The sequence below is a fragment of the Polaribacter cellanae genome (genome assembly GCF_017569185.1).
GTDB lineage: Bacteria > Bacteroidota > Bacteroidia > Flavobacteriales > Flavobacteriaceae > Polaribacter > Polaribacter cellanae.
In genome coordinates this window covers 3,928,911-3,947,365 of record NZ_CP071869.1, presented here as the reverse complement: position 1 = coordinate 3,947,365, position 18,455 = coordinate 3,928,911, and the positions used below count along the sequence as shown (strand labels likewise).

At 29.6% G+C, this 18,455-nt stretch carries 13 protein-coding genes; 4 read left to right on the top strand and 9 right to left on the bottom strand.

The window, feature by feature from the left end:
* Window positions 1-110: 110 nt before the first annotated feature.
* The gene (locus J3359_RS17375) at window positions 111-626 is read left to right on the top strand and encodes a DUF2892 domain-containing protein (RefSeq protein ID WP_208078393.1); all 516 of its coding nucleotides are present in this window, start codon (window positions 111-113) and stop codon (window positions 624-626) included.
* Window positions 627-731: 105 nt separating this feature from the next.
* On the opposite strand, the gene J3359_RS17370 is transcribed toward J3359_RS17375, so the two are convergent.
* From J3359_RS17370 to porU, 7 genes are all read right to left on the bottom strand, one after another.
* Entirely contained in the window at window positions 732-2,360 is a 1,629-nt protein-coding gene (locus J3359_RS17370; protein ID WP_243765951.1) for a LysM peptidoglycan-binding domain-containing protein, read from the bottom strand.
* A gap of 5 nt (window positions 2,361-2,365) precedes the next feature.
* Window positions 2,366-3,901 (bottom strand): glutamine-hydrolyzing GMP synthase, encoded by a 1,536-nt coding sequence (gene guaA, locus J3359_RS17365; protein ID WP_208078391.1) that lies wholly within the window; start codon window positions 3,899-3,901, stop codon window positions 2,366-2,368.
* Between the two features lie 263 nt (window positions 3,902-4,164).
* A complete protein-coding gene (locus J3359_RS17360) occupies window positions 4,165-5,229 on the bottom strand; it encodes a 3-oxoacyl-ACP synthase III family protein (RefSeq protein ID WP_208078390.1) in 1,065 nt (354 codons plus the stop codon).
* A 139-nt stretch (window positions 5,230-5,368) separates the two neighbouring features.
* Window positions 5,369-5,749 carry a group III truncated hemoglobin gene (locus J3359_RS17355; protein WP_208078389.1) on the bottom strand — a complete coding sequence of 127 codons (381 nt, stop codon included), beginning with the start codon at window positions 5,747-5,749 and terminating at the stop codon, window positions 5,369-5,371.
* Between the two features lie 140 nt (window positions 5,750-5,889).
* Complete coding sequence (gene cdd, locus J3359_RS17350) at window positions 5,890-6,372, bottom strand: cytidine deaminase (RefSeq protein ID WP_208078387.1); 483 nt, start codon at window positions 6,370-6,372, stop codon at window positions 5,890-5,892.
* Window positions 6,373-6,448: 76 nt separating this feature from the next.
* Window positions 6,449-7,576: a type IX secretion system outer membrane channel protein PorV gene (gene porV, locus J3359_RS17345; RefSeq protein WP_208078385.1), complete on the bottom strand. Its 1,128-nt coding sequence runs from the start codon at window positions 7,574-7,576 to the stop codon at window positions 6,449-6,451.
* 36 nt (window positions 7,577-7,612) lie between these two features.
* On the bottom strand, window positions 7,613-11,077 hold the full coding sequence (gene porU, locus J3359_RS17340) for a type IX secretion system sortase PorU (RefSeq protein WP_208078383.1): 3,465 nt from the start codon (window positions 11,075-11,077) through the stop codon (window positions 7,613-7,615).
* A gap of 204 nt (window positions 11,078-11,281) precedes the next feature.
* Here porU and gldJ point away from each other — a divergent pair, with 204 nt between their 5' ends.
* The gene (gldJ, locus tag J3359_RS17335) at window positions 11,282-12,952 is read left to right on the top strand and encodes a gliding motility lipoprotein GldJ (protein WP_208078381.1); all 1,671 of its coding nucleotides are present in this window, start codon (window positions 11,282-11,284) and stop codon (window positions 12,950-12,952) included.
* Between the two features lie 145 nt (window positions 12,953-13,097).
* Entirely contained in the window at window positions 13,098-14,354 is a 1,257-nt protein-coding gene (locus J3359_RS17330; protein WP_208078379.1) for a UDP-N-acetylmuramoyl-tripeptide--D-alanyl-D-alanine ligase, read from the top strand.
* Here the strand turns inward: J3359_RS17330 and J3359_RS17325 are convergent.
* Entirely contained in the window at window positions 14,347-15,198 is an 852-nt protein-coding gene (locus J3359_RS17325; RefSeq protein ID WP_208078377.1) for an N-acetylglucosamine kinase, read from the bottom strand. The two genes, J3359_RS17330 and J3359_RS17325, sit on opposite strands and share 8 nt — an antisense overlap.
* 125 nt (window positions 15,199-15,323) lie before the next feature.
* Here J3359_RS17325 and J3359_RS17320 point away from each other — a divergent pair, with 125 nt between their 5' ends.
* On the top strand, window positions 15,324-16,064 hold the full coding sequence (locus J3359_RS17320) for a tyrosine-protein phosphatase (RefSeq protein WP_208078375.1): 741 nt from the start codon (window positions 15,324-15,326) through the stop codon (window positions 16,062-16,064).
* A 9-nt stretch (window positions 16,065-16,073) separates the two neighbouring features.
* Here the strand turns inward: J3359_RS17320 and J3359_RS17315 are convergent, their stop codons facing one another.
* On the bottom strand, window positions 16,074-18,455 hold the full coding sequence (locus J3359_RS17315; protein ID WP_208078373.1) for a GumC family protein: 2,382 nt from the start codon (window positions 18,453-18,455) through the stop codon (window positions 16,074-16,076).

Genomic DNA, 18,455 nt, shown 5'->3' with positions numbered 1-18,455 from the left:
AATATCTTATAAATTTCAAAGGAAGTTTCTGTGATTCTTCATAAGAAAATGTATTTTTGCACATTGTAAAAATTCTCGTGGAATTAGATATCATAAAAAATAAACACAACATGTTTCATAAAAATATAAAATTAATTTTAGCAGGTTTAATAACAGTTTGGGCTGTATATCAATTTAGTCAAGGAAATATAATGAATGGAATTTCTATTTTATTATTAGCAGGAATTTTTGTGCTATTATATTTTAAAAATGAGTTTATTTTGCTTGCTTTTTTACAGTTAAGAAAGCAAAATTTTGAGGGAACAAAAAAATGGTTAAATTATATTAAAAACCCAGAAACTGCTTTAACTGTAAAACAACAAGGTTATTACAACTATTTACACGGAATTATGCTTAGCCAAACAAACATGACACAGGCTGAAAAATTTTTAAGAAAAGCTGTAAAATTAGGCTTATCAATGGATCATGATTTGGCAATGGCAAAATTACAGTTGGCAGGAATTGCAATGACGAAAAGACGCAAACGTGAAGCAACAAATTTAATGGCAGAAGCTAAAAAATTAGACAAACACGGAATGTTAAAAGAGCAAATGACCATGATGAAACAGCAAATGAAGAAGATTTAAAACCTTCATTTAAACATAAAAACATCCGCTGTAAATAATTTTACAGCGGATGTTTTTTGGTAACAGGGAGCATGCTCCCATGCTTTTTTTTATATATTTTCTTAACTAATCTATTCTCGTTAAAGTTAAATCTGGATTGTACTTAACAATAAACAAACCTTTGTTTTCTGATGTTTTAAACATTTTATTTGTATAATCGAACTTACTTTCTACTCTGTAAGAATAGCCATCATCAAAGGTAGATTTTAACCTTTTTCCTGAAGCCAAACGCACTAAAACATCGTAAGCAACATCAAAACCTCTAGTTGCATAATAAGAAGGTAAAACACCATTTTGTTGTAAATACCTATTATTAAAGTTTTTAGATTTGAATGAATCTTCTCTAACAAACTCGTCACTTACATAAGTAAAACCAATTTTCGCTAGTTTAAAATTATCTATTTTATTAAAAGCACTTACTTTATCGAATGTAAAAACTCGAACAGTTACATCTTCTGGCAAACTAATTAAACTGTTAATAGCACTTGCCACAATTACGTTATCGTCTGTTGTTAGAACCACTAAATTTCTCATATTTGGCTTTAAAACATCCGTAAATTTTTCTCTTTTAATGTATCCTTTTTGAGATCTTATTACTGTTACAGAATTTATAGAATCATGCGTTTCTAATTCTTTTTGAATTTGTCTAGAATTTAAATTAGAAGCTGCTTTTCCATCTCCTACTAAAATAATATTTCCATCGTGAAAGTTTTCTTTAATATATTCTAATAGTTTCCCTCTAAACAACTCTTTATTAGGGGCCGTTTTTACAATTCTTTTAGAAGTAAATCGAGATTGCTTTTTAGAATAGAAAGGAAAAACTATGGGAGTTTTAATTTTTTCTGCTAAGAATTCTGCTTCCTCCGAATATAAAGGTCCTATAATAACATCGTTATCATCTAAATCTTTTTCTGCAACAATACTCTTAATCTTGGTACTATTAGAGTCTGTATCGTAAACATCTAAACGAATATTTACCCCTTGTTTTCTTAAAGAATCTACTGCGATTTGTACTCCTAAATAAAACTCTGTTACAATGTTTGCCAACTTACTGCTTCCAAAAATTTGAGTTCGAGTTAAAGAATCTAATTCTTTTGCTCTAAAAGGCAATAATAATGCTGCTTTTATAGAAATACCTTCTTCAATTTCATCTTCATATAAATATTCTTCTTCATCGAAAATCTCTTCTAGTTTTTTAATTTTTATAATCTGCTGTAATTTTAAACCTTCAGACAATTCAGGGTTTAAAGCAATTAAATCTTCTCGAGAAACATCGTAAAACCTTGTTAAGCTATAAAAAGTATCTCCTTTTTTAACTTCATGGATTTTATATTCTTTTTCTAATTCTTCAATTAGCTCGTTTCTTTGACGTTCTTTATCTGTAATTACATCTGTCTTACCATTGGTATCGCTATTCGTTTTATCTTTTTTTATGGAACCATCTTTGTTAACATCTCCACCTTTAAGAGTTTTTATCTTTTTATTAGGGATAATAATAACCGTATTTTCTTTTGGTTCCTTATCCACATCCGGATTTAAACGATACAAATCTCTTGCAGACATATCCAATTTCTTGGCAATTTCTGTAATTGTTTCTCCTTTTTTGACTTTATACTGAATGTATTTTTTCTGTTGACCGCAAGAAACAGTAAACGTTAAAATGCACAGAAAAATAAAAAATTTTAAATGTTTCATATATTTTATTCCCATTCTATAGTTGCAGGTGGTTTTGAGCTGATATCATATACTACTCTATTAACGCCTTTTACTTGATTTATTATCTTATTTGATGTTTTTTGCAAAAATTCGTAGGGTAAATTTACCCAATCTGCAGTCATTCCATCCGTACTTTCTACAGCTCTTAAAGCAACCACTTTTTCGTATGTTCTCTCATCTCCCATAACTCCAACTGAGTTTACAGGCAATAACATTGCACCTGCTTGCCAAACGCTATCATACAAACCATCTTCTTTTAATCCATTGATAAAAATAGCATCTACCTCTTGCAAAACACGAACTTTTTCGGCAGTAATATCGCTTAAAATACGAATTGCTAAACCTGGTCCTGGAAAAGGATGACGACCTAATAAATCTGAATCTAACCCCATAGAAGCTCCTACCCTTCTTACTTCGTCTTTAAAAATCATTTTTAAAGGTTCTACGATTTTTAATTTCATAAAATCTGGTAAACCTCCTACATTATGATGACTTTTAATAGTTGCAGATGGCCCTCCATTTACAGAAACAGATTCTATAACATCTGGATAAATAGTTCCTTGTGCCAACCAAGTTACATCTTTAATTTGATGTGCTTCATCATCAAAAACTTCTATAAAAGCATTTCCAATCGCCTTTCTTTTCTTTTCTGGATCGACCAAACCTGCCAAAGCAGATAAAAAACGTTCGGATGCATCTACACCTTTTACGTTTAATCCCATTCCTTCATATTGTGCTAAAACACTTTCGAACTCATTTTTTCTAAGCAAGCCATTGTTTACAAAAATACAATACAGGTTTTTGCCAATTGCTTTGTGTAATAAAACTGCTGCAACTGTAGAATCTACTCCTCCAGAAAGCCCTAAAACTACTTTATCGTTTCCAACTTCTTTTTGAATGGCTGCTACTGTACTTTCTACAAAAGAATCTGCTGTCCAAGTTTGTGCAACTCCTGCAATTTTTACTAAAAAGTTTTCTAACAATTGTTTTCCATCTGTAGAGTGATACACTTCTGGGTGAAACTGAATTGCATAGGTTTCTTCTCCTTCAATTTTATAAGCGGCATTTTCTACATCTGTTGTACTTGCAAGCTTTATTCCATTTGTTGGTAGTTCTTTTATGGTGTCTGAATGACTCATCCAAACTTGGCTTCCTTTAGAAATATTTTCAAAAAAAACTTCTTCCTTTTTTATGTATGATAAATTTGCTCTACCATATTCTCTTGTACTTGAAGGGGCTACTTTCCCTCCAGAAAAATGTGCTAAATATTGTGCCCCATAACAGACTGCCAATACTGGTTTTTTCCCTCTAATTTCAGATAAATCTGGATGTAAAACATTTTCTCCTCTTACCGAATTTGGACTTCCAGATAAAATAATTGCTTTAAATTCTGAAACGTTTTTTGGTGGATTGTTATAAGGGTGAATTTCACAATAAATGTTTAATTCTCTAACTCTTCTCGCAATTAATTGAGTGTATTGCGAACCGAAATCTAATATAAGTACGTTGTGTTGTTGCATGCGCAAAAATAATATATTGAGATTAGATTTACGATATTACTTCTTAGATTTTTTAACAAATTTATCTTAAATGTTTTTTGAGGTAAATATTGAAGTAAAATGTTATTTTTCTGAAGAAAATCTATGTTAAGAATAATTTTGAATACTGAAACCATGACAGTTTACTTTTTTTTAAAACCACATAGGAACATAGAAAACATAGATTTGTGTATACTTATCTGAGTTCTAAAAACCTGGAGCTTTAAAATTTTTCGAGAGTTACTTTAAAATCTATACACAATTGCATTGATATTCATTCCTGCACCAACAGAAGCCAGAATAACAACATCGCCTTTGTTTACTTCTTGGTTTTTTATATTTCCTTTTAAAACCAAATCCAATAAAGTAGGTACTGTTGCTACAGAACTGTTCCCTAATTTATGAATACTCATGGGCATAATGCCTTCTGGAGTTTGCTTTTTATACAATCTATAAAACCTTTTTACAATGGCTTCGTCCATTTTTTCATTGGCTTGATGGATAAAAATTTTCTTTACTTCATCTATTGAAACACCACTTTTATCCAGAGCTGATTTTATGGCTGCTGGAACATTGGTAATTGCAAATTCGTATATTTTTCTCCCATACATTTTTATGTAACGAACATCTTCATCTTCATTTTTATTAAAAGAATTTCCAAAATGTAAAAAATAAGCTTCTTCTTTGGCAAAAGTTTGTGTGGCATGACTTAAAATTCCTGAATTTTCGTCTGCTGAAGCTTCTACAATACAAGCTCCTGCTCCATCGCTATAAATCATGGAATCTCTATCGTGTTTATCTACAACTCGAGACAATGTTTCTGCCCCAATCACCAAACACTTTTTTGCGATTCCTGCTTTTATAAACGCTTGTGCTTGTATTACACCTTCGATCCAACCAGGACAACCGAAAAGAATATCGTATGCAACACAATTTGGGTTTTCGATTCCTAATCGATACTTTACTCTTGTTGCTAAACTTGGCAACACATCACTTTGGATGGCTCCTTGTTTTACGTCTCCAAAATTATGTGCTACAATAATATAATTTAGTTCTTCTGCATTTACATTTGCATCTTCTATTGCCTTTTGGGCTGCAAAAAATGCCAAGTCAGATGCTTTGTATGCTTCTTTTGCATAACGTCTTTCATCTATACCTGTAATGGTTTTAAATTTATCGATAATTACGTTGTTTTTAGAGGAAAAAACAGAACCATCTGCATTTAAAAAATCTGCATTTAAAAAAGCATTGTTCGCTTTTTTAATAGATGGAATAAATGTTCCTGTACCTGTAATTTTTGAAGTAATCATAAATTTTGAAAAATTTTGTACGAATAAATTGTGCATTAAAGTTACAAAAAACACTTATTCTTTAAAATGCAAAAAACTTAAAAAAACCGATGTTCAACATTAACTTTGTTTTAATATATAATTTAGTAAAACAAACCTATTATTTGTAAACACCCAGCTTAAGCTCCATTACTGTTGCAATAGACCTTGCACGGTTTTTCATATTGCTGGCATTTTCACCTTCGAAATACGTGTCTATTGTTTCAAACAAATACGATATCCAACTTGTAAAATGTTCTTTTTCGAACTTTACAAAAGCATTTTTATCTAAATGTTTTTGCATCGTATTATTTTTATATGTGGAAGTGTAGAAAAGTATATCGTTCCAAAAATCGGAAATAATTTCTAGATGTTCTTCTAAGTGATTATCTGCCAAAATATCTTCGAAAAAAGGCAACATAATTTCGTCTGATAATAATTTATCGTAGAATTTTGTGATGATAAACTTAATGTCTTTTCTGTTTGAAATGTCTGGTTTCATAATAATTATATTAAACTTGTAATTTTTGCCACGAATTCACGAATTTCTAAATTTAAAAACTTATATGATTTTATAAAATAACTGAACTTCACGAATAAAAACTTAAAAAAACAATTCGTGAATTCGTGGTGTTTTTATCTCTATAAATAAGCGCTATCAAAAGAAAAAGGCAACAAAGATAAAAGCGATTCTGTTTTAACAACTTCGCCAACTTCTCCCATAAATATAAGTTCGAAAGGTTGTTTTTGATTGATTTCAAATTCCGACAATGTTTGTCTGCAAGCTCCACAAGGCCCTACAGGTTTATCTACTTTAGAAATTGTTGAACCAGCAGTAATTGCCAATTTTAAAATTTTAACACCTGGAAAACGAGCACCTGCATTCCAAATGGCAACTCTTTCTGCACACATTCCAGATGGGTATGCTGCGTTTTCTTGGTTATTTCCTAAAACAATTTTATTATTTTCTAATAATAAAGCTGCTCCAACATTAAATTTAGAATAAGGTGCATACGCATTTCCTCTTGCTTCAATTGCTTTATCCATTAACATTTTATCTTCTTTAGGAAGTTCTAAAATGTCTTTAAAAACAATTGCGGAAGTACTAATTTCTATTTTTTTCATAAATAAACGAGTCAAAAAAAAGCAGCCTTTTTAGACTGCTTTTATGTTTTATAAATTTACTAAATTTTTACGACTTTTAAAAATCTTCATAAATTTCTCCTAAATCAAATGATAAAGAAAAACGTAAAGAATTTTCTAAAGGATTGTTTACATCCGAAGCATTTATTAAATAAGATAAATCGATATTTAAAGCATTGGTTTTAAAACCTCCACCCATTGTAAAGAATTGTCTATTTCCTTTATCTTCACTTTCATGAAAATAACCTGCTCTTAATGCAAAAGCGTTATTATATAGATATTCAGCTCCTAAAGCATAAGTAATTTCTTTCATTTCTTCGCTAAATCCTCCTGGAGCATCTCCAAAAGAACTAAATATACCTTCTACCCAACCTTTTTCGTTGTTTGGATTTTGCACTGTTGGTACTAATAATTTTGTAAACTCGACAGTTGTAGAGATTGTGTTATAATCGTCAAAAATAAAGTCGAAGCCTCCACCTAACTTTAAATTTGTAGGAATAAAATCTTCTTTACCAGGTGTATAAGAAACTTTTGGTCCAATATTGGCGATATTAAATCCGAACCTGTAACGACCATTAAAATTTCCATAAAACTCTTCTGTAGATTGGTAATACCCAGAAACATCTACTGCAAAAGAATTAATTGGCTGTAAATTGTTTCCATTAGTTCCATTGAATGTTAAATTAGAACGAATGTATTTTAAAGAAACTCCCATTGCAAAAGTTTCACTTAACTTTAAAGAGTAAGCTCCTGTTGCAACTAATTCATTTGGATTTATGGAACCATTATCATTTCCGTTATTGTCTGTTAAATTAATTTGACCTAAAGAAAAATATTTAAAATCTGCACCCCAAGCTGCATTTTCACTAAATCTATTCATATAAGAAGCACTTCCTACAAAAATATCGTCTGTTAAATTACGTAGCCAAGGCGAATAGGTAATTCCTGTTTTTATTTGCCTGTTACTAAATGCCATTTTAGACGGATTGTGAAACATAGAAAAAGCATCTGCTGTTGTTGCAACACCTACATCTCCCATACCTGCAGCTCTTGCATCTGGTATAATAAGTAAAAATGGGGCTGCTGTTGTTATTCCACCAATTCTATCTGTATTAATTGTACTTTGAGCACTAATTTTTAATGTTGTTAAAACACAAAGTACTAAACATATTCCTAATTTCTTCATTTATAATTATCTTATTAATTGTTACAAATATACTATTTATTGAAGTATTACCAATTTCTCGTATTTCTCGGAAACTAAATTACTTATGGTAGATTTTACTTTTAATTTATATACATATACTCCCTTTCCTATTTTATTTCCAAAATCGTCTAAACCATTCCAACTAATACTTCTAGATAAATTACCTGTTGTTTGTATGTTTCGATTGATTGTTTTTACCAATTTACCTGAAACAGTAAAAACCTGTACTTGAACTTCTAAAGGTTCATTTGGTTTGTTATGATTGAACCAAAACTGGGTGTAATTTACAAAAGGATTTGGGTAATTTAAAACGTTTTCTAAATTTAAAATAGCATCACTAACAACCACGAAGTTTAACGTGGTTTCTGATGAGTTATTGTATGTATCCCAGGCTTTTATTTTTAAAGTATGTGGACCAACTGCCAAATCTCGTAATCTGTACGTTACTTTTCCTTTTGTAAAGTCATTCAATTCTGTTTCATAAAAATCGTTTAAAATAATTGGGTTGGAGGTATCTCCATCTAAAATTCCAACAATATCGTGGTCTACAGCTGTAATAGAAGTATTTATTCCACTGGAGTCCGACAATACTGCTATTAAATTAGGTGATGCGTTTGTATTGGCTCCATCTATAAAAGATTCATCATTCATAAATAATTTAATTTCTGGGCCAACTGTATCTTCTGGAGCGTTTTCGTCAATTCCACCAATAGTTATTTTATTATTAAAACCTGCTTTGTCTGTTTTTCTATTTTCTGCATAAAAACTTAACTTTCCTTTGCCATAAGCTATTTTAATATCTTTAGGAACAATAAAATCGAAACTAAAAATTCCGTTTGCAACTGTAGATTTTCCTCTAAACAGTTTACTGTCTTGTGTATCAAAAGGTAATTTTTCGTTAAAATTATTGTTTCCTAAAGTTTCTCTATCTACAGATTTATCGTAAACTGTGGTGTAAAGTGTGCCATTAAAGTTTCTTAAAAGATTGTTTGAATTATCTAAAACTTCTCCTTGAAAACTTACTTTAGAAAGTGCTTTTAAAGTATCTGGCTTTCTTATCGTTGGTTGTGTAATATCTTTACCATTCATCTTTACAATTCTAACATTGGGTTCTGGTACTGCTAGTTTCATTGCTGGGTCTCCGAAAGAATAAATAAAGAATTTTTGAAATTTAAATGAGCCTGAATAATTATTTTTCGTTTTCATTAAAGTTTCAGAAATCGTTAAATCTTCAATAGGAATTAAACCATTATTAGGAAACTTAAATAAAATTCGAATGAACTCTTCATTAAAAGATTGCCCCATTGAAATATAAACTTCTCTAGTAGTAGTTATCATACTTGCAGCACCTCCATTTTTGTTCCATAATGTAAGTTCGCCAGCAGTAATTCTATTTGGATTATCGAACCTAGAAAAATCGCAGGTAACTGTTATTAATAATGGCAATGTGTTTGGATTGTTAAAGTCTTGTATTTGAGGTTTTTCTAAAATTCGTTCTGCAGCAAAACCATCTTCTCCTCCATGTCCAAAATAATCAAAAACAAGAGTACCTTTTTCTATTGCATTTGTAATTGCTTTATTTACTTCTGGATAACGTTCTCCACCAGAAGAATTTTCCTGTACATAAGCATCTGCATAAATTTTATTAATGTTAAATACGGGCTTGTTGTTTTTAATTTCGTCTGCAATAGACTCTACACCTCTTTGTATAGGAATATCAAAATCATCATCTACATCATCTGCTAACAAAGTAATTGTATTGCGCCAATCTCCAATAGCTGTTTTATTATAGTAAGATAGTATTTTATCTACAACTTGTTTTGCTTGTGTTGTTGTACTTACTGGGATTCTACTGGAGGCAACGTTTAAAGTATGTGATGGAGACATGGTTCCTTCATTATCGTCTAACATCACAAAATAATCGTCGGTAACATAAGAACTTGCCAAATTAAAACTGTCTATTGATAATTTTACTGGAACAATATTGTTGTTGCCAGGAACTCTATCTTTATAATCGTAAGAAGCATCTCCAAAAAAACAAACATATTTTAATTTTCCATCTCCAGACGAATTGTTATACAAGTGTTTTATAAAATCTCTAATTCCTGTAATATCTTTAGAACCTGAAGCAAATTCGTTATAAATCTTATCTAAAACTACTACTTTTGTAGTTAAACCAGAATTCTTTTTGTGGTAATCTGCCAATCTTTGTGCTTGAGAAGATAATTCTGAATTTGTTACTACTAAATAATTAATATCTTTTAATGCATGTAAATTTTGATTTTTAACCTTAGAATTCTCCACGGTTTCTGGAATGTAAAAATCAGACTGATTTAAAACTACATATTCTCTTAAAACCTCTTTATTATTTTTATCTCTAGCTCTTGTTTGATCTTTAAAAGTGAAGTTGTTTCCAGTACTTTCGTTTGTAATTAATTTTGGAGAAAGAAAATCGGACACATCCCAAACTTGGAAAATATTATTTTTATTTTGAATGTCGAAAGTTACGGATCCAGATGCTTCAAATTGCTCGAAACTTCTAAACGAAAACTGCTTTCCATTTGCAACCAAATTCTTTTTCCCAACAATTTCAATATAATCTAAATAGGTATTTGCAGATGGATTCCCTCCATTATCGTAGGTAATTTCTACATTAATGGCTTCATTAGAATTATTAATTAACTTTGTTTGCTCTTTAGATTCTGCTTTTGAAAGATTCAAATTAGCTCCACTTGGGTTTGTTCCAGAAAACGCTAATCTAATCTGTTCTCCATTGATATTCGCTGTTATATTAGAAGCTGTTGCAGAAGTAGAAACTGCTCTTATTTTAAAAGATATATTTTCATTCGTTAAAGCCTTTTTAAAAGGTATAGAAAATTTTTGTGTATTTTCAACATTAAAATTATCATCAAAAAACCATTGTGTGCCAGCTGCAATTATATTTAGTTCTTCTTTTTCGAAAAAAGTAAAATCGTCGAACTTGTTTATGGTTAAGGAAGACGAATTTATATTCGGTACTTTTGTTGTAATTCTTTTACCATCTGTTTCGTTAACAGTAATAAAGTAATAGGCTTTATCTGAATAGATGTTCTGATTATGTTTTGCCGTTTTTGAAGTTGTATTTACATTCCAACTATGAGGTCCTTTTGCATAAAAGAGAATAAAATCGCTATTATCGAAACTTCCATCAGTTTCACCTTCTATAAAAATGGCATTTTCTTGCAAATCTTCATATCTAAAATCGCTATTTAACTCTGGTAATAAATTACCTCCATTACCATATATATGAATTTTCTTCGGATTTAAATCATTTGTAGAAATACCAATGCTTTGTAGTAAATTTTTATCAATTTTAAAAACCCCAGTAGTATCTACAGAAAACTTATACCAACTTCCAGAAGATAAAACAGAAGTAGTCGTTTGTGCCTTGGAAAAAGGAATAACTAAGATAAATAAAAATAGTTGTAAAAGTCTTTTCATAAAATATATTCAAATAACGCAAATAAATTACAGATATTTTACATGGTTACAAAGATAAATTATACTAAATTTAAATTGTACTCGTTTAATAAAAAGTGAACAAAAAATTGATGCGTTAAATTTTATTATTTACTTGCTTGAAAGTATAATTATTGTAAATTGCATCGCAAATAAGAAAAATCATAAATAATTTTCAATTTGGAAATGAAAAATATCTTAAAAATAACTTTAATTGCTCTAACAACATTGCTTTTAGCAAATTGTAATAGATCAAATGCTGGTAAATCTCGTTTAACAGGTTTATCTTTTAATGACCCTAAAAATGGTAATTATATTCGTTCTAGTTCTTTCAAGGGTCAAAAACCACCTTTAGGAATGGTAGAGATTGAAGGTGGTACCTTTACAATGGGAGAAGTGCAAGACGATGTTATGTTCGATTGGAATACAACTCCAAAAAAAATGCACGTTCGTTCGTTTTTTATGGATGAAGCAGAAGTTACAAATTCGGAATATTTTTTATATGTACAATATATAAAAGATGTTTTTCCTCCTTCTGAAGAAAAATACAAGCACATCTATAGCTCTGTTTTACCAGATACTTTGGTTTGGAGGAAGAGTTTAGGGAATACAGACCTTTTAGCTGAAAATTATTTTCGTCACCCAGCATATGCAGATTATCCTGTAGTTGGTGTAAGCTGGTTACAAGCAAATGAATATTGTAAATGGAGAACAAATGCCGTAAACTTAAAAACATTAATCGAAAAAGGACATATCGAAAATATTTTTGAAAAAGATTCTGTAAGAAACTTTTTTGACACTGATGTTTTTTTAGTGGACGACTCTAAACTATTTGAAGGAGATACTACTATTTATAAAAAAGGTGTTAGAGTAAGAGGAAAATCTTCTAGTGCTAAATCAAATTCTTTTCAAGGAAGAAAAATTACAAAAGCAGATGGAATTCTTCAACAAAAATTTAGATTACCAACAGAAGCAGAATGGGAATTTGCTGCAAAAGCAATTATTGAAAACAGAGAATACAACAATATTAGAGGTAGAAAGAAGTATGCTTGGAATGGAAAATATACTAGAGAAAAGAAAAAACGCTTTAGAGGAAACCAATTAGCAAACTTTAAACAAGGGAATGGAAACTATAGTGGTTTACCTGGCTGGAGTTCAGATGGGTCTGATATTCCAATTCGTATAAAATCGTACCCTCCAAATGCTTTCGGTTTATATGACATGTCTGGAAACGTTGCAGAATGGGTGGCAGATGTTTATAGACCAATTATAGATAACGAAGCAAATGACTTTAACTATTTTAGAGGTAATTTATTTACCAAGAAAATGATTAATGAAAATGGGCAAGTTGTTATTGTTGGAGATGAAAATGCACAAGTTGAATATGATACTTTACCAAATGGCAGAATTATACCAAAACAGCTTCCTGGTTCTATAAAATACATTCCAATCACAAAAGACGATGCTACTTTTAGAACAAATTTCTCGAAAGCAGAAAATGCAAATATTGGAGATGGAGATTTAAACTCTACACGTTATTTCGAAGATGACGAAGAGAGATTTGCATCTAGACCTAGTATGTACAACTCTCCAAAAAGACCAATGAGGATAAGAGATTCTATTACAGGAAAAGATATTATTGCTACAGATGCAAAAAACAGAACAACTTTAATTAGTGATAGAACAAGAGTTTACAAAGGTGGCTCTTGGTCCGATAGAGAATATTGGTTAGACCCAGCTCAAAGAAGATATTTACCAGAATATATGGCTACAAACTACATTGGTTTTAGATGTGTTACAGATAAATTAGGTCCAATGACTTACAAGAAAAGAAAAAAAAGAACCTCAACTAGATAATTTAATGTATCTTTAGAATATTTACAACCTCATTGTTATCTTTACAATGAGGTTTTTTATTTTTCCTCTCTCGAAACTTTCTAAAAAAACTTTCGAGCTCTCCAAAAGAAAAATACCTAAAAAAATTATATTTGAGATTTAAAAGATGAGCATAAAAGATATTTACAAAAAATATACAGAACATTATTTAGTTGATACAGATACTAGAAAAATTCGTTCTAACACTATTTTTTTCGCATTAAAGGGCAATAATTTTAATGGAAATAAATTTGCAAAAAAAGCTTTAGAATTAGGAGCTAAATATGCTATAATAGATGAACCAGATTACGAAATTGAAAATAAAACCATCTTAGTTGATAATGTATTAGAAACATTACAAAATTTAGCAAAATATCACAGAATTCAATTAAACATTCCCATTATTGGTTTAACAGGCAGTAATGGAAAAACGACTACGAAAGAACTTATAAATTGTGTGCTTTCAGAAAAATATAAAACTACTGCCACTGCTGGTAATTTAAACAACCATATTGGAGTTCCACTAACTTTACTATCTATAACTCCAAGTACAGAAATTGGTATTGTTGAAATGGGTGCAAATCACCAAAAAGAAATAGCATTTTTATGTTCGATTGCTCAACCAGATTTTGGGTATATTACAAACTTTGGAAAAGCACATTTAGAGGGTTTTGGAGGAATGGAAGGTGTTATAAAAGGCAAAAGTGAATTGTATAATTACTTGATTAAAAATAAAAAAACCGCTTTTGTAAACCCTAATGATTGCATTCAAATGGAAAAAACTGCAAACTGTAACAGCGTTCTTTTTTCTGATAAAATTAAATTTTTGGAAGCAAACCCATTTGTGAAACTAACTTACAATTCTAAAAATATTTCCAGCAACTTAATTGGAAAATATAATTATACAAACATTGCAGTTGCTATAACATTTGGTAGTTATTTTAATATTTCTGATGAAATTATTAAAAAAGCAATAGAAAAGTATTCTCCGACAAATAATCGTTCTCAAATTATAAAAACAACTTGTAATACAATTATTTTAGATGCCTATAATGCAAATCCATCTAGCATGAAAGCTGCTTTGGATAATTTCTTACTTTTAAAAGAAACAGATAAAACAGTTATTTTAGGAGACATGTTCGAATTAGGAAAAGATAGCTCTAAAGAACACCAAGCAATTGTAGATTTGTGTGATAGTTATTCCTTTAAAAACATATTGTATGTTGGGGAGTTATTCCACAAGACTAAAACCAAAAACAAAACCTTTAAAACGTTTGAAAGTTTGAAACTATACATCATAAAAAAACCTCTGGAAAATCAGTCTATTTTAATTAAAGGTTCTAGAGGTATGCAATTAGAAAGAATTCTCGACTTTATTAGTTGATATTATTTCTATGGTATTCTAATAAATTGTCAATAGGTCTTTGGATAACATCTGTTAATTGTAAATTATTTTTTCGAGCAATTTTCTCTAAAATATCTCTAAAATAATGCGCAATAGAACCTATAAAATAAATTTTAGTTTCATTATTAATGTTGTAAGGTAAAATTCTATATTTAAAAAATTCTTGAAACCCTTTTTTAATAATTCTTTTAATATATTTTTCGTCTTTAAAGTCGAACATAAATTTTGCAAAAGAAGCTAAATACATGTTTGGGTTTGGCTCTTTATATATATTTTTCTTGATATAATCTGCTTCTAAATTAAACTCCTCGTTAAACTTTTCTGCAATTGCTTTTGGCATTTTACCATAAAAATAATCTACAATTAGCTTCTTACCAAAATAATTACCACTTGCTTCGTCCATTAAAATATACCCCAAAGAAGGTACCAACATCTGCATCTCATTACCATCGAAATAACAACTATTAGATCCCGTTCCTAAAATACAAACCATTCCAGGATTTTTACCAGTTGCTGCATAAACTGCTGCCAACATATCTTCCGCAATAAAAACTTTTGCATTTATAAAAATAGATTCTAATATTTTTTTTAAAATATCAACAGGTTTAGGAGTTCCACAACCAGCTCCATAAAAGTGAATTTCAGTAACATCGTCTTTAATGTTTATTAACTGAAACATATTTATAATTCTATTATGCAATTCTTCTTCTGGAACAACAGCTGGATTTAAACCTAAAGTTCTTACTCTAAATTCTTCGTTTTTATCTTTATTTATGGCTATCCAATCTGCTTTGGTAGAACCTCCATCTGCAATTAAAATCATATTATTTGTATTTATTATCAAATATATAACAACAGAAGCATTTTGGCAATAATTACTAAAACTTCAATCGATTTCGTTATCATAAATAATCTGAAATGTTGTAAATTTGTGATAAAATTTAATTTATGCTTTTTTTAAAGAAGAAAACAATACCCTTAACGGATTTTTTCTCTGATAATTTTATTGACATCCATTCGCATTTATTACCAGGTATAGATGATGGTGCAAAAAACCTAAAAAAATCATTAGAATTAATTTTGAAGATGTATTCTTATGGAATTAAGAACTTTATAACGACTCCACATGTTTTAGGTGATGTTTACCCAAACTCTTCTGAAACTATAAAAAGTAAGCTTATTGAAGTACAAAGTGCCTTAAAAGAAAAAGGTTATTTAGATATTAAGATAAATGCTGCTGCAGAGTATATGATGGATGAACAATTTAGCTTTCGTTTAGAAAAAAATGACATTCTTACTTTAAAAGATAATTATGTTTTAGTGGAAATGTCTTATTTTAATGCTCCTATTAATCTATATGAAATTCTTTTTGAAATTCAGTTAAAAGGCTACAAACCTGTATTGGCACATCCTGAACGATATAATTTTTATCATAACGATTTCAACAACTTTTACAAACTTAAAAAGGCGGGTTGTTTGTTTCAATTGAACTTGCTTTCATTAACGGAGCAATATGGAAAAAATGTTCAAAAAATTAGTCATGAACTTTTAAAGGCAAATATGTACGATTTTGTAGGTTCAGACACGCATCACAATCAGCATTTAGAATTACTTAAAAAGATTGGAACGAAAAAAAATTATACAAAAATTGAGAAACTATTGATTAATAATGGTAAAGTATTTAACTAAAAAATATTTCTATTTAGAAAACATCTTTTTATACCAAGGTTTTGTTTCATCTTCGGAAAGATACCCATAACCATATCCACCATATCCATAACCATAACTTCGCTTTGGATCTGTATCGTTTAAAACGATAGACATATTTGGTAATCTTTTATTCTTATACAACTCTTCTGGCACAGCTAATAACCTTTTATCTAAATAATTTGCTCTTACTACATATAAAAACATGTCTGCATATTTAGAAATTAAAAGCGTATCTGTTACCAGGTTAACTGGAGCAGTATCAACGATAATAAAGTCGTAATAATCTAAATCTCTAACTTCTTTGAATAAATTTTCAACACTTTTACTCGCTAATAATTCAGCCGGATTTGGCGGAATTGCTCCAGAAGAAATAATATCTAATCCTTTAGCTTCTGGAATAGTAAATTTAATATCATCTAAAGTTAAATTATTATTTGTAATGTAATTCGTAACCCCTTTTCTACTTTCTATCCCTAAATATTCTGTTACTTTTGGTGCTCGTAAATCCATACCCATTAATAACACTTTTTTTCCTGAAAGCGCTAAAGTAGCTGCTAAATTAATGGAGATAAAAGATTTTCCTTCTCCACTTGTAGTAGAAGTAATAAAGACAAACTTACTATTTTTTGTATTGTTCGCAAGCATGAAATCTAAGTTCGTTCTTATTAAACGAAATGCTTCAGAACCACTTGACCTAGCATCATGACTTACAATAACTTTCTCATTGCTTTCAGATTTTGGAATGTCTCCAAGAAAAGGAACGGATAGAGCTGCTTCAACATCTTTTTTATTATGAATTTTAGTATCTAATAAATTTTTCAAATAAATAATAATAAAAGGGATTAGAAAACCTAATAGTAATGCCGCTAAATAAATAATTTTTTTCTTTGGAGAAACTGGTTTTTCTGAACTGTAAGCAACATCAATTATTTTTGCATTTGGTACAGTAACTGCTAAAGATATAGCTGTTTCTTCTTTCTTTTTTAACAAATACGAATATAAATTTGCTATAATTTCTTGTTGTCTTGCAATATCAATATAACCTCTTTCTATAGAAGGAATTGAAGAAACTTTATTATTAACTAAAGTAGCAGCCTTTTGTAAACTATTTAACTCTGACTTTAAGGAGAAAATTAAGTTATCAATACTTTTCCTTAAATTTAATCTTAGATTTTCAATCTCAGAAATTAGCTGTAAAACCCCTGGATTTTTTTCACCTGCATTAATGGTTAACCTATTTTTTGTTAACACCAATTCATTATATTTCTCAATAGAAGAAGTGATACTAACGTCAGAAAAACCTAAGTTTTGAGGTAGTGTTTTATCCGAAGAACTATTTTTCTTTAAATTATTCGCAATGGACTCTGCTAATGTTAGTTGAATTTTTAAATCGATTAATTTTTCATTGTTTTTAGAAGCATTTTCTAAAGCCAACTCACCTTCTTTTGAAAGACCTGTTATTCTATTGTCTTTTTTATAATTTTTAGCAGAATCTTGTATAGATGCCAAGTCTAAGTATACTTTCGCTAATCTTTCTTCTAAAAATTCTTTTGTTTTCTTAGAAACCTCACTTTTATCGTTTATCGCATCTAAATTGTATTGTTTTACCAATTCATCTAGAAAATCTTCTGCTTTTTCTCGAACTGTATTATTAATGGAAAGTGAGAGAACACTTGAGTTCTTCCCAATTGGATTAATATTAACACCTTTTCTATATCCATCAATAATTTTAGATCTCTTATTAATCGTGATAAAGACATCAGATTCATCATCATCTGTTATTGAATCTTTCGTGATTTTAAACTCCCCAATTTTAGAGCTAACAACTTCATTATATTGATGCGTTGAAATAATTTCTTTGTCAATATTTTTTAAATAAAATTCATTTTTATCTTTAAATGAAACTGTAATTAAAGTGTCTTTATTAGTAAAAGTAGAGTCTTTTGATAAAAACACTAATCTAATTGGGCTAGTTTTATATAATTCAGTTTTCTTTATCCTACCTTCTCTAAAATAAGCAATGTCTAAATTTAAAGAATCTACAACTTGACCAATAATTTTTCGAGATTTTATAATTTCTATTTCGTTGTCTGTATTGTTGACAGAACCTGTTCCTACAATTCCCAAATCTGCAATGGCAGATAATTCTTGCGATATACCAGACTTTTGATTGTCTTTAATCATAATTGTAGCAGATGCATTGTATTGTGGCGTTGTATATCTCAAATATAAAAAAGCTCCTATAATTGCTAAAATAACACCAATAACAAACCATTTCCAATGAAGTGCATATTTCTCTATCTCCTCTCTAATGTTTATTGTATCGTTTTCTTCAATATGAGAGTTTATAATATCATTATGTTTTTGCAT

Coding starts and splice junctions, on each gene's coding strand:
- cdd (WP_208078387.1), bottom strand. CDS start 6,372: ATGAAAAAAATAGAAATTAGTACTTCCGCAATTGTTTTTAAAGACATT.
- J3359_RS17330 (WP_208078379.1), top strand. CDS start 13,098: ATGAGCATAAAAGATATTTACAAAAAATATACAGAACATTATTTAGTT.
- J3359_RS17320 (WP_208078375.1), top strand. CDS start 15,324: ATGCTTTTTTTAAAGAAGAAAACAATACCCTTAACGGATTTTTTCTCT.
- J3359_RS17370 (WP_243765951.1), bottom strand. CDS start 2,360: ATGAAACATTTAAAATTTTTTATTTTTCTGTGCATTTTAACGTTTACT.
- porU (WP_208078383.1), bottom strand. CDS start 11,077: ATGAAAAGACTTTTACAACTATTTTTATTTATCTTAGTTATTCCTTTT.
- porV (WP_208078385.1), bottom strand. CDS start 7,576: ATGAAGAAATTAGGAATATGTTTAGTACTTTGTGTTTTAACAACATTA.
- J3359_RS17360 (WP_208078390.1), bottom strand. CDS start 5,229: ATGATTACTTCAAAAATTACAGGTACAGGAACATTTATTCCATCTATT.
- J3359_RS17355 (WP_208078389.1), bottom strand. CDS start 5,749: ATGAAACCAGACATTTCAAACAGAAAAGACATTAAGTTTATCATCACA.
- J3359_RS17325 (WP_208078377.1), bottom strand. CDS start 15,198: ATGATTTTAATTGCAGATGGAGGTTCTACCAAAGCAGATTGGATAGCC.
- gldJ (WP_208078381.1), top strand. CDS start 11,282: ATGAAAAATATCTTAAAAATAACTTTAATTGCTCTAACAACATTGCTT.
- guaA (WP_208078391.1), bottom strand. CDS start 3,901: ATGCAACAACACAACGTACTTATATTAGATTTCGGTTCGCAATACACT.
- J3359_RS17375 (WP_208078393.1), top strand. CDS start 111: ATGTTTCATAAAAATATAAAATTAATTTTAGCAGGTTTAATAACAGTT.
- J3359_RS17315 (WP_208078373.1), bottom strand. CDS start 18,455: ATGCAAAAACATAATGATATTATAAACTCTCATATTGAAGAAAACGAT.